Annotated in this window: 12 protein-coding genes; 6 read left to right on the forward strand and 6 right to left on the reverse strand. The window is 65.4% G+C overall.

The genetic code is table 11. The features are described 5' to 3' along the window. The coding region (locus EER30_RS46245; RefSeq protein WP_127509589.1) for a GNAT family N-acetyltransferase at positions 1-638 on the reverse strand (638 nt) is incomplete at its 3' end. A gap of 543 nt (positions 639-1,181) precedes the next feature. On the opposite strand from EER30_RS46245, the gene EER30_RS46250 reads away from it, so the two are divergent. Next, a complete protein-coding gene (locus EER30_RS46250; protein WP_127509592.1) occupies positions 1,182-2,276 on the forward strand; it encodes an FAD-dependent monooxygenase in 1,095 nt (364 codons plus the stop codon). A 39-nt stretch (positions 2,277-2,315) separates the two neighbouring features. Next, positions 2,316-3,155 carry an SDR family oxidoreductase gene (locus tag EER30_RS46255; RefSeq protein WP_205650726.1) on the forward strand — a complete coding sequence of 280 codons (840 nt, stop codon included), beginning with the start codon at positions 2,316-2,318 and terminating at the stop codon, positions 3,153-3,155. 22 nt (positions 3,156-3,177) lie between these two features. On the opposite strand, the gene EER30_RS46260 is transcribed toward EER30_RS46255, so the two are convergent. The 3 genes from EER30_RS46260 to EER30_RS46270 form a co-directional block, all read right to left on the reverse strand. Continuing rightward, positions 3,178-3,825 carry a response regulator transcription factor gene (locus EER30_RS46260; RefSeq protein ID WP_164842795.1) on the reverse strand — a complete coding sequence of 216 codons (648 nt, stop codon included), beginning with the start codon at positions 3,823-3,825 and terminating at the stop codon, positions 3,178-3,180. A gap of 315 nt (positions 3,826-4,140) precedes the next feature. Continuing rightward, positions 4,141-5,487, reverse strand: a complete 1,347-nt coding sequence (locus EER30_RS46265; RefSeq protein WP_164842796.1) for a helix-turn-helix domain-containing protein — start codon at positions 5,485-5,487, stop codon at positions 4,141-4,143. A 61-nt stretch (positions 5,488-5,548) separates the two neighbouring features. After that, the gene (locus EER30_RS46270; protein WP_164842797.1) at positions 5,549-6,073 is read right to left on the reverse strand and encodes a GNAT family N-acetyltransferase; all 525 of its coding nucleotides are present in this window, start codon (positions 6,071-6,073) and stop codon (positions 5,549-5,551) included. A gap of 239 nt (positions 6,074-6,312) precedes the next feature. Between EER30_RS46270 and EER30_RS46275 the strand changes: the two genes are divergently transcribed. Together EER30_RS46275 and EER30_RS46280 are read left to right on the forward strand one after the other, a co-directional pair. Continuing rightward, positions 6,313-7,632, forward strand: a complete 1,320-nt coding sequence (locus EER30_RS46275) for an FAD-dependent oxidoreductase (protein ID WP_127509606.1) — start codon at positions 6,313-6,315, stop codon at positions 7,630-7,632. 631 nt (positions 7,633-8,263) lie between these two features. Further along, on the forward strand, positions 8,264-8,797 hold the full coding sequence (locus tag EER30_RS46280) for a sigma-70 family RNA polymerase sigma factor (RefSeq protein ID WP_127509610.1): 534 nt from the start codon (positions 8,264-8,266) through the stop codon (positions 8,795-8,797). A gap of 687 nt (positions 8,798-9,484) precedes the next feature. On the opposite strand, the gene EER30_RS46290 is transcribed toward EER30_RS46280, so the two are convergent. After that, positions 9,485-9,733: a GMC oxidoreductase gene (locus EER30_RS46290; RefSeq protein WP_240670759.1), complete on the reverse strand. Its 249-nt coding sequence runs from the start codon at positions 9,731-9,733 to the stop codon at positions 9,485-9,487. A 260-nt stretch (positions 9,734-9,993) separates the two neighbouring features. On the opposite strand from EER30_RS46290, the gene EER30_RS46295 reads away from it, so the two are divergent. Both EER30_RS46295 and EER30_RS46300 read left to right on the forward strand, forming a co-directional pair. Further along, positions 9,994-10,458, forward strand: a complete 465-nt coding sequence (locus EER30_RS46295) for a winged helix-turn-helix domain-containing protein (RefSeq protein ID WP_240670760.1) — start codon at positions 9,994-9,996, stop codon at positions 10,456-10,458. A 195-nt stretch (positions 10,459-10,653) separates the two neighbouring features. Then, positions 10,654-11,043 carry a transposase gene (locus tag EER30_RS46300; protein ID WP_164842798.1) on the forward strand — a complete coding sequence of 130 codons (390 nt, stop codon included), beginning with the start codon at positions 10,654-10,656 and terminating at the stop codon, positions 11,041-11,043. Positions 11,044-11,135: 92 nt separating this feature from the next. On the opposite strand, the gene EER30_RS46305 is transcribed toward EER30_RS46300, so the two are convergent. Next, complete coding sequence (locus tag EER30_RS46305; protein ID WP_127509619.1) at positions 11,136-11,984, reverse strand: sulfurtransferase; 849 nt, start codon at positions 11,982-11,984, stop codon at positions 11,136-11,138. Positions 11,985-12,392 lie beyond the last annotated feature (408 nt).

Consider the following 12,392-nt stretch of genomic DNA (forward strand, 5'->3'; position numbering starts at 1 on the left):
GTCGCCACCCCTCGCCGGCGGTACGCCGGGTCGGTAGCGATGAAGTACAGGGCCGCCGTCTCGGTGGCAACGGACAACGTGCAAGTACCGACCGTACGGCCGTCGATGATCCCGGCGAGTCGAACGACACGGCCGACCCGGTTGGCCAGCTCCCGGTCGACGATCACCTCGAGATCCTCGGCACGGAACCCGAGAGGACCCGAATAGGCCGCGACGTACTCCCGCATCTCAGAACGCTCCCGCACGATGCGGATCCTCAGGTCGTCCGGCGGGTCGAAGCGGGTGGCACCGAGGATGTCGATCGCCATCACCGGCATCTCGCCGGTTATCGTCGCCCCGTGCGCGAGCAGACCGTCGACGGTCGCCTCATCGCTGTCGGCGCCGACCCACCAACCCCAGCGCGAGCCGTCGAGTTGCTCGTGTGCTTCGTCAATCGCATCCTTCAAAGGCCGATTGCGGACGCGTAGCACCCCATTGAGCAGGTTGTGATGGATCCCGGTCCGATAGACGGTCAGGTCATTGTCGGGCAGCTCTCCGTTCCAGCTGGTCCAATACCGGCGGTTAGCGGCGAGTTGCCACTCGAGATCATTAATCGTCGACACGGAATGCAAAGACGCAGGCAGGCCGGAGAAGTTCACTCGGCCGTCCACATTTCTGATGCCGATGGCACCTCGGGCTCCCGCAGGCATCACATCTTTCCGTCCCGTTAGGTGATCGACGACACCTGACTGAATTTCGCGGTCTGGCGTGCGTCCTGCGCTCCGTTACGACATCGCTGAGATCTGGAGGACACGATGTCCGATAAGGCAGAGCCGACCATCCTCGGCGTGCACGGGGCCTGGCGGAAGGCGACAGCGGAGCCAACCTCGCCGGCAAGTCTCCGGGCAGCACGCTCGGTGAGAGGCTGCGGCCGGTGAACTGCCGCATGGCAGCCAGGACGTCTCCGTGGCGCAGGAACTCGACCAGCGTCAGTTCGCGGCCGATGTTGCGGCGGACAAGGCTCGGGGATGGCGGCGAACCAGCGGCCGATCGCGTCCGCCGCCCCGTCGGAGACCACCGCCACAGGTCGCCGGCGAGCCGAGCAAACGCGCCGGAGAGCGGGATATTCACCAGTTATGAAGAGGCCGACCTAAATCCATCGTGGTCGGTCCGGTCGAACTTACGTCGGGGAGGATCTCTCCATGCAACCACGCATTCTCATCGTCGGAGCGGGCATTTCCGGTCTGGCCCTGGCGCGCGCCCTGAGGCTGCACGGAATGGCGGCCGAGATTGTCGAGAGGCGCGCCGACCGGCCGGCTGACGGCACCGGCCTTTACTTACCCGCCAACGCGGTCCGAGCTTTACACGGGCTGCAGGTGTCCCCGGCCCTGGCGGAGGTCGCGAGTCCGGTCCGCCGGCAGGAGTTCCGGGACAGGTCCGGACACTTGCTCAGCGGATACGAGGTCAGCGCGATCTGGAAAGATGTGGGTGAGTGCCTTGCCATCACCCACGCCGACCTGCGCCGGATCCTGATGGACGGGACAGACGTACGGTTCGGAACAGCGGTCGGCGAGGTAACCCCCGACGCGAGAGTCACCTTCTCCGACGGCACCGAGGACCGGTACGACCTGGTCGTCGGCGCGGATGGCGTCAACTCGGCCGTTCGTCGATCCGTCTTTCCCCGGACCCAGTTGACGTTCCTGAGCCAGATCTGCTGGCGACTGCTGGTGCGGGCGGACATCGGAACGCCGGACACATGGATCGCTCAAGTCGGCAGCCGCGGCCGCACGGTACTCTCGCTGCCCCTGCGTGACGGCCTGGTCTACGTCAACGCGGCGATCGACAGCGGCGCCACCCACGACTGGCCGTCGAATTGGCGGGGATTGTTCGCTGACTTCGGAGGACCCGCGGCCCAAGTGCTCGCGCCCCCGAGCGAAGCGCATTTCGCGCCACTCTACGAAATCCGCGGCGATGACTGGGTACGCGGCCGAACGGTGCTGATCGGTGATGCCGCTCACGCCTGTTCACCGAGCATGGCTCAGGGTGGAGCCCTGGCGCTCGAGGATGCCCTCGTGCTGGGCGACATGATGAGCACTGTCGAGAATCTCGATCAAATTCCCCTCGTCCTGCAACGCTACCGTGAACGCCGACGCAGCCGTGTGCGGTTCGTGTTCCAGCAGAACCGTCGGCGAGATCGGGCTCGTATGTTTCCTGACTTCGTGCGGCGGCAGTTTCTCACCCGCGCGGGCGTCCGCATGGCCCAGGCGAATCATGCCGGGCTGCTGGCAATGCCCTGACCCGCCGGACGCCGCAGCGAGCAGAATATGGAGGCACCAGTGGCGGTCTGGTTCGTTACCGGCGCGTCGTCAGGACTCGGACGGGCGGTCGTCGAGATTCTCCTCGCGCGAGGCGACCGGGTGGCGGCAACCGCGCGAAACAAAGACGCTCTGGCCGGGCTGGCCGGCCGCTACCCCGACCGGGTCTGGACCGACTCGATGGACGTCACTGACACAAACGCGATACGCGCGGTCGTAGCCCGGGCCTTCGCCGAGTTCAGCCGCATCGATGTCATCCTCTCGAATGCCGGTCGCCGGGCCTTCGGCTCCGCGGAGGATCTGTCCGACGAGATGATCTCCGAGCAGATCGCCCTGCATATGACCGGGCCGATGCAGCTCGTTCGTGCGGTCTTGCCCTACCTGAGGAAGCAGGGCGGCGGGCGAATCATCCAGACCACGGGTATGGATGCACAAATCGGCCTGCTCGGAGGAACCGTCTACCATGCCTCGAAGTGGGGAGCCGAGGGATTCTTCGAGTCGTTGATTCCCGAAGTGGCACCGTTCGGTATCGGAGTGACAATGGTAGCGCCCGGCAACGTTCGCACAGGCTACGGCGAGGCAACCGTGATCGCCGATCCCAGCGAGGCCTACGCCGCGACGCCCGTAGGCCGAGTCGGCCGCTACCTCCTGGCACATGGCGGAAACCTGGTCGCTTCGGTACAGGGCGATCCCGTGAAAGTCGCCGCAGCGATCGTCGACTCGGCGACGACCGACCCCGCGCCCCGACGAATAGTCCTGGGTAGCGACGCCTACCTGGCGATCCACGCCACCCTCACGGCACGACTGGCAGAGCTGGAAGAGGGGCGTTCCTCAGCGATCGCGACCGACCTGACGGGTTGACCCGGCAGGTCGGTACCGCTGATCATGTCGGGACGTATCCCAGCTCGATGGCCCGCCGGGTCAGGTCAGCCTTGTTGCCGACATGCAGCTTATGACGAATACGTTTGACGTATGTGTTCACCGTCGCCGCGGTCAGCCCCAGCTGACGGCTGATCTGCCCGTGCGTCAGCCCGTTGGCGAGGAGCTGGAGCACCTCGATCTCGCGCGGCGTCAGCTGCTGAATCCGAAGGGTGCCGACGGCCTCAGCAGCTGACGCCGCCAGGCTGAACACATCCGGCGAGACATACAGGCCACCGTTGACCGCGGTGCGGAGTGCGGCCTTGAGCTCGGTGATGTCACACCCGCGGGACACGAGAGCGCGCACACCGTGCCGGGCGGCAACCATGAGATCGGGTACCCGGTCGGGGATGCACAGAGCGACCACCCGGCTGCTGGGTGGCATCAGGGTCCAAAACCCCTCGTCCTCGAACGGCTTGCCGGACAGGTCGATGACGATCAGCGAGGGGAACGAATCCGCGGGGAGGCCCGTGACGGAGTCCGTGCGGTACGTGGCGCGAAATCCGTCCATCCCCTCGATCGAATGTGCCAGCCCCGTGAGCATCAGGGGACTGGCGGCCACGACCGCCACATCGCGGGTCTCCGGCGCGGGAGTAGTGACAGCTGCGATCATCAGTGAAGCTCCGAAGGTCCAGGACGCGTGTGTTCGCGTCTTCTTAAGGAGACCCCGGCCGGGATTCGTCATCCAGGCGAGTTCACCGGCGGGATCGGAAGCCGGTCCTTTCCGCCTGTTTCGGTGACCCCATCAGTGACCCCCACCTCGCATCTCGACCCTTGCTGCGGACTGGTATGCCTCCGGCCTCAGCCAGTACGCCACGTCACGCAGGCCACGATGCACCCGTGCGATGCCCGTTTCACCGTCACGGCCGCCTGTGCCGTTGTCAGCACTGCGATATCTAGGCCCCCGGTTCAACGCCGCAGATTGGGGTCACGCCGCGCGTCCGGGCTGATTCAGCACCGACCGCAGCTCCCGGACCTGTCCCGTCAGGTCGCCGGAGGACGCCGGCACGGCGGGTTCGTCGGGTGTTCCCGTCTCGCGCGCGTATATCTGGACAAGCTCGTTCAGCCAGTATCTTCCGGTGCCGGATCCGAAGCTCAACACGCCGGCGTCGACGAGGTCCTCGAGTTGCTCCTCCGCGCTGAGCAGGTCCAGGCCCAGAAGCACCGCCGCCGCCTCCGTGCTCACCTCCGAAGTGCGGATGAGGCTCAACCGGCGGACCGCCGACCGCTGGGCGCTGGTCAGCCCAGCGTGCTGATCAGCAAGCACGGTACGAATCTGCACATCACCAGCGGCCATCCAGGTCAATCGATCGCCCGGTAGTTTCATGCGGTCGACCAGTCCACGCACCGACATGCGGGGGCGGCTGGCGAGACGGTTGGCGACGAGGCGTAGCGCCAAGGGCAGGCCACAGCACAAACGGACCAGCTCGTCGGCCGCGACCGGTTCCGCGACGAGCCGGTGGGGATCATCCAGCATCGCCTCCAACGCCTCGCGGGCTGCCGCGGGATTCAATTCGGCCAACCCGATCCGGTGGCCCGCGTCCAGCCCGGTGAGCGGCCGGCGGCTCGCCACTATCGTGATGCTGTGGGTGCTGTCCACCAGCAGCGGGCGGACCTGAGCCTCATCGGCGGCGTTGTCCAGTCCGACGATCATCGCTATCGTGTGCATCCGCGCCCGGTAGAGCAATACACGGTCCTGCTCCGCGGAGGGGATCTCGACGGCCGGCACACCGATGCGGGTCAACAGATGAGAGAGGGCGTCGGCTGTGGTCATTGGGCGGCTGTCCGACCCGCCGAGGTCCAGGCGGAACCGGCCATCCGCGAAGCGGCTCCGATGTGTGCGGCAGATTTCCCGGCCCAGCGTGGTCTTGCCGATCCCGGGCAGCCCGGTGATGACGATGGGGCCGGTGACCTCACCCTGGTTGTACCGCTCGTCGAACCATCGGGTGAAGGCCGCCATCTCGGAGTCACGGCCGACAGTGAGCGGCGGCGTGCCGGGTTCACCCACGGTATCCCTCGCCGGTGCGGAGCCGATCGAAGAAGGCGGCCGCAGCGCCGCCCAGATGGCCTCGCGATCGCCAGAACCTGGGCCGAGCACGTCGATCAAGGCCTCGATCGTACGACGATGGGGGCGGGTGATCCGATGCCGTTCGAGATCGCCGAGGGTTCGGACACCAACTTGTGCGCGCGCGCTGAGCTGCTCGAGGGTGAGTCCCTCGGCTCGTCGAAGACGGCGGATCAGATCGCCGAGGCAAGAGGGGGTGTAAGCATTCACGGACGTCCTCGATGTGTTGTACGGAAAAGGATAGTTCAGTGCGTCAATGTTCGGTGGTCGATCAAACCTCGCCGAGCCGCGTGTCCCGGTGGGTGAAGACCATCTGTCGCAAATTGAAGTGCGTGGTGTTTCGGATCGTCCATCCGCAGCGCCTTCCTGGCTGTCCGGCGAGTCGCTGGGCGAGCGTCCGGGTTGCGTAATTGTCCAGATCCGAGATCGCCTCGATGTACCTCAGCCCGGCGGTGACGCACACACAAAGCAACTCCTCGACGAGGCGGGGCCCGATGCCATGACCTTGCCAGGCGTCCGCGACGAGCACGGCGAGATCGGCGTGGTCGGGATCGCTCACGGGCCAGGCACACTCGGCCAGTCCCACCAGTTCGCCCTCCACCAATGCGACCTGTCCCAGCCAATGAAGGCCCCTCCTGTCCGGCCGCTCTATGCCGGCAAGATAGCCGCCCGGCAGTCTCGTGGTGCTGGTGAGGAAACGTCTGGTCAGAGTCCTCTCCGAGAAGCCATTCGCAGCCTGACGGAGAAGCTTCAAGTCGTCGGCCCGCCACGAACGAGTCAAAACTGTCGAGACCATGAGTACCAGTACTCCTGTCGGTGTCGGCATCACTGTCGAGTGGAAGACGCAGCCGGCGGCGAGTCTTCAAGCGCGCCGACGTGAGTTAAATCGCGTCGGGTTTCTCCGAGTCGACGCTCTCCAACAGCACGGCCGCTCCAGGCGAACCCCAAGGTGGCCTGAAGGACAGACCTACTCCCCCGTTTGTGTTGATGCTCGGCCACGGATCGGTTGGCCGTCATCGGAGAAGGGGAAACGCCATGAGCGGATCGTCGGACGCGTATGTCATCGGCGGTTCCATCGGGGGTTTGCTGGCGGCGTCCGCCCTGGCCCAGCATTTTGACCGGGTCCTGGTTCTCGAACTCGATCACTTCCCAGCGAACCCGCGCGCTCGTCACGGTGTCCCGCAGGGCCGGCAGGTACACGCTCTGGTGAGCCGTGGCTTGGAGGCTCTCAACGACCTACTGCCCGGATTCACCGACGAGCTTGTCGACGCCGGAGTGGCCACCGGCGACCTGATGGCCGACCTCCAGTGGTTCTACGAGGGGCATCCGCTGCCGTGGGCGAGAATCGGGGTACAGATGATGTCCGCGACCAGGCCGTTACTGGAGCATCAGATTCGGCGCCGGGTCGGGATGCTCGGTAACGTGGGAATCGTCGAGGGCTGTCTGGTGGACGGTCTGCTGACGACTCAGGACCGCAAGCGGGTCATCGGTGTGCGCACGAGCGGGCACAACGGGATCGTCGAGCTGACCGGGGCCGAGCTGGTGATCGACGCGTCCGGCCGGGCCACCCGGGTCCCTCATTGGCTGGCCGGCCTCGGCTTCCGTCAGGTTCCGGCTGATCGGGTGCAGATCGATCAGTCCTATGTCACCCGGCAATACCGGAGGAAGAATCACGACCTCGGCGGAAGGCTCGGCACGGTTTCCATGCCGTTCCCCGGTCAGCCATACGGCGGCTGCGTCATGACCGAGGAGGGGGATCGTTGCGGGCTGATGCTGTGGGGAATGGCGGGTGCCCGCCTGGGCAGCGACGACGCCGACTTGATCGCGGCGGCGGAACAATTGCCGACCGGGATTCTGGCCGACGTGGTGCGAACCGGCGCTCCGACGGGGACCTCCCGCCTCATGCGGTTTCCGGTAGAGCGCCGCTACCGCTATGACCAGACAGATTCTCTGCCGGCCGGACTGATACCGATGGGCGATGCCTTGTGCACGATCAGCCCGTCGCACGCTCAGGGCATGACGGTGGCCGCCGTGCAGGCTCTGGCTCTTCGAAACCTGCTGAAGGGTGGCGAGGCGGACCTTCTAGGACGGTTTCTGGCCGAATCCGCGTCCACCATCGACACCGCGTGGCAGATCGCGACCGGCAACGACGCCCGATTCCTGCCGGGATACGACCCGGCGACCGACCACAGCGCAATTCTTCGCCTTGGAGCGAGCCGCGATCCGATCGTCGCGGCTGCTCTCCTTCGCGTTGTCCAACTGGTCGATCCGCCGACCAGGCTCGCCGACGAAGACATTCTGGCTCGGCTCCGCGACGTACGTCCGGCTCGACCGGAAGCGCCGGCGCAGCGGTAACCCCTGGTCCACTCGCTCGACTGGGAATGGCGCGTCCTACCCACCGTCGCCGGTCGGGTCGGCGAGTTCCGCCGCGAAATGCACGGACGCCGCCACGATAGCCAGGATCCGGCCGCTGGCAAACGCGTTCCTATCGCCACACATGAATCTGTCGGAATTCCGTCGAATCAAGTATTCCTCAAAGTGATGTAGCTCGCGCCGTTATGTCACGGCTGGTCGACCGGAGTGAGCACGTCGATGTCTTTGACAGCATTCCCGGGATTGCTTGACGGCCACTGCGATGTCGCCAGAAAAGGCCATCCAGCTGCAACTACGGCTCCGCTCAGGTAGCCCTGGCCGACGCGGATCAGCCATTGCGTCCCACTCGGTAGTCCCTGCTTGATAACGTCCCGGACCGCGCCCGGGGACACATGAAACGGAGCAGAGCGGGTGACGTTTGCCGAGGATTAGCTTTCCTCCCGTGATCACCGGAAGCCACGAGTGCCGACCAAGACGAATCCCGAGTGGTCCCGGTTCACCAGCCTTGGCCCGCCCGTAGGCGGACTCAGACAAACGCGTCCCGAAGAAGTTCGTCCGCCGGCGGCGAGGTCGGTCCTACGGGCGAGCGGTGGGCGCAGCGAAAGGGAGAGCCTTGACCATCGAGATGATGCCCCTCCGCAGGCCATCAACTGCTGTTGAAAGATTCGAAGACATCTACACCGAGCAAAGCCCTGCGTTGCGCAGGTTCCTGCTCGGATACACCAATGGTGAACCGTACGGAGCCGAGGATCTCCTGCAGGAGACCATGTTGCGGGCATGGCGACGTATCGACTCATTGCCGACGGACGACAAGGAACTCCGGACCTGGCTCTTCACCGTCGGGCGCAGGGTTGCCATCGATGCCGCCCGTCGCCGCAAAGCCCGGCCGATAGAGGTCGGCCTCCCAGCCGCAGCCAACATGGATCGGCCGGACGAGACCGCGGGAGCGGTGCTGGCCGAACACTCGCTCCGGCGCGCACTGCGAGGCCTGACCTCCGTACAGAGGGAGATGCTGACCGAGTTGTACGCCAAGGGGTCGACCGGCGAGCAAGCGGCCGCGCGTTTCGATATCCCGATCGGAACCGTCCGGTCGAGGGTCTATTACGCGCTGCGCCACGTCCGCGCCGTCATGGACGACGACGACTGAACCGGCCGGACGCCGGGCTGTGCCGAAGTATTCAGGACCCAGCGGATGCGCGACGGCAGAGAGGAACTCCCCGTGCCGGGCCAGGAGCGTCAGCCGTCAGGCGCCGAGAATGTGTACGTTGATCTCGCCGGCGAGGTGGGCCATGTCGTCGATCTCGGCCACGTCGACGCCGCGGCAGCGCAGGGCCTCCACCCCTTCGCAGTCGGCAAAGATGGGAGGCCCTCGCAGGGCGATCACGATTCGCCGGATGCCCGCGGCAAGGATCAGGCCCGTGCAGGTGACCGGGCAGGACCGCCGTTACCGCGCAGGGCTCCATCGAGCTGTACATGGTCGCGTGGGTCAGGTCGACGCCGGGACCGCCAGCCAGCTTGCCGAGGGCAGTTTGCTCGCATGGTCACGTGTTCCGACCTCTCCGGTGTATCCGGTTGCCAGCACAGCGCCCCCGGAATCGACGACGATGGCTCCGATGGAGTAGCCGGCAGGCGTCGGCACGGGCCGACGGGACAGCTCGATCGCGGCGGGCCAGCCAGCGCCGATCGTCCCCCACACATTATTCACATTACTCCGATGGTTTCAGCATGTTCCGCAACGCTGCCCCTTTGACTTTCCCGAGGGAGTTGTAAGGCAGTTCCGACAGGACGGTCATTCGGTCTCCATGCAGCGCCCTTGGCTTGAAGCTGTGGGGATTTAACTCGTCTCGCCTCGGATGAGGCTGGCTGCGCGCTCGGCGACGGCGGGGACGGTCGCATTGGTGTTGGCGGCCACGGGGGACGGCATGGCCGAGGCATCGACGACTCGGAGCTCCGAGACACCTCGGACTTGCAGGTCCGGGTCGAGTGCCGTGTCATTATCGCTACCGATGCAGCATATTCCGCCGGGGTGGAAGTAGGTGGAGTCAGTGTGGCGCAGGAGTGTTTTGTCGTCGGCTGCTGTCACGCAGGTGCCATCAATGGGTGTGCCGCTGCCGGCCTCCAGCAGCTCTACTCGAACATCCTTGTCCTCGGACAGTCACGCGGCCAGGACCGATCCCGCCGTGCTCGCACCGATGATCACGTAGTCGACGTCCATGTGACTCCCGAGCTTGTTACCGGTTGCCGCTACAGAGGTTGAAAGGCTGACGGTCGTCGGCGTGTCTACGTGATCTCGGTCGATGTCTTCGGTAGGCCGGATCGATGAGGTATCCGGCTGGTGGTGGCATGAACGCGGCAGCCCGGGTCCGGCGTGAGAAGGTCCGGATCCAGGCCGCGACCATGTTCAAGGAATCGAGATCGACCGCGCAGATCGCTTCTGAACTGCGGGTTTCCCAGAAATCGATCCGTGAGTGGCGACGCCGGTGGACGTCCGGCGGGACGAAGGCCCTGGCATCGGCCGGGCTGGGCGGTGCGGACTGCAAACTCTCCGATGACCAGCTCAAACAGCTCTCCAAGGTTCTTGATCAAGGGCCGGTCGCGCAGGGCTGGGACGATGCCCGGTGGACGCTGGCCAGGGTCGCCGAGGTGATCGAACGCCGCTTCACGATTACCTACACGCTGCGCGGAGTGTCCTATTTGCTGCACCGCATCGGTTACAGCCAGCAGGTTCCCACCCGCCGGGCGATCGAACGCGATCCCGAAGCGATCGCCACCTGGCATCGCCGGCGGTGGCCGTCGGTAAGAGGTTAGCGGCGGCCAAGGGCGCCTGGATCTGCTTCCAGGACGAGGCAGGCCAGGTCCTGCGGCCGCCGGTGGCCAAAACCTGGGCCCGGCGCTGGCACACGCCCGTGGTCGAGGTTTCCGGCAAGGGATCCGGCCGGGTCTCGATCGCCGGGCTGGTTTGCCTCAAGCCCGGGCAACGGGGCCGGCTTGTGGCGCACGAGGGTGCACCGCAACCGTAAAGGCGAGCGTGGCAGCTTCAGCGAGGACGACTACATTGCCTTCCTCGACCAGGCCCATCAACGCTTGCGGGCGCCGATCGTGCTGAGCTGGGACAACCTGAATACCCACGTCAGCGAGCGGATGCGGGAGCTGATCGCCGCCCGGACATGGCTGACCGTGGTCCGGTTACCCGCTTATGCCCCGGACCTCAACCCGGCCGAGGGCGTCTGGCGCTGGATGAAACGCGGCCTGACCAACCTCGCCGCCCGCAGCGTCGACCACCTCGCCGACCTCGTCAGACAACGACTACACGCCTGCCAGCAACGGACCGATCTCCTCGCCGGCTTCTTCGCCAGCACCGGAATGACCCTCGACCCCGAACTACCACGATGAGACAGACGTAAGCCTTTCAACTTCTGTAGCAGCGGCGAGGCTGGCGGACACCGGGGCAGCGGTGACCACCAGCCAGCGATGAGGCAAGCAGGTCAGGCTTCGCCGGGCTCGTCGCCGATCGCGACCGGAACCCCGATCAGGGAGCCGTACTCCGAGAAGGAGCCGTCGTAGTTCTTCACGTTCTTCTTGTCGAGCAGCGCCGAGAGTACGAAGTACGAGTGACTCGACCGCTCCCCGATCCGACAGTAGACGACCGTGTCCTTGTCGTCTTTCAGTCCGGCGTCGGCGTACAGCTTGGCCAGCTCTTCGTTCGACTTGAAGGTGCCATCTTCATTGGCCGCCTTGCTCCACGGGACATTGCACGCGGTCGGGATGTGCCCCGGAACCTGCGACGCCTCCTGCGCAAAGGCGGGAGGAGCAAGCAGCCGACCGGCGAACTCATCCGGGCTTCGCACGTCGATCAGGTTCTTGGTACCGATGGCGGCAACAACCTCGTCGCGGTAGGCACGGATCGACTCGTCCGGCTCCGGAACCCGATACTCGGTCAGCGGCCGATCGGGAACGGCCGTGGTCATGGGCAGACCGTCCAGTTCCCACTTCTTCCGGCCGCCGTCGACAATCCGGACATCCGCGTGACGGTAATACTTGAAAATGAAGTACGCGAACGCCGCGAACCAGTTGTTGTTCCCGCCATACAGAACGACGATGTCGCTCTCGGCGATACCGCGCTCGGACATGAGCGAGGCAAACCCCTCCGGGCTCACCACATCATGCCGGACCTTTTCCTGTAGGTCCGTTTTCCAGTCCAGACGCACGGCCCCGTCGATATGCCCGGTTTCGTAGGCCGTCGTGATTTCATCGACCTCCACAAATACTATGCCCGGCTTGTTCAGATTCTCGATCGCCCATCGGACGTCGACCAGAACCTTGTCCCTGCTCATGAGACTCCTCTGCGTTGGATTCAGGCGTGGAAACGACATCCGCCGCCGAAAATTCGATCGACGTGTCGGCACTCACAGCCGGCCTGGTGCATCAAGGCGACCCAACCCGTCATAGCGGTCAGACCGTGCCTCGACCGCCTTGTCGCGGATCTTCGAAGTTGAGCGGGGTTGAGATGCCCGCAGTGGCGGTAGGTCGTGGCCGCGGCGTACGGCCGCAAGCGCCGCGTCCGGGGCCGGGTGCGGGCGGGCGCGGAGCTGCACCGACGACAACGCTGAGGCGCTCCCCAGACGCGTGCGTGGCTGTGACCGGGAACCCGACGATCGCGCTTGCATTGACACTGATGTGAACGTTGGATTCTGGTCGCGTGAACGACGTGACGAGTTCAGCTACGAGTCCTATCAGGGTCG

This window comes from Actinoplanes solisilvae (assembly GCF_003999975.1).
GTDB classification, from domain to species: domain Bacteria; phylum Actinomycetota; class Actinomycetes; order Mycobacteriales; family Micromonosporaceae; genus Actinoplanes; species Actinoplanes solisilvae.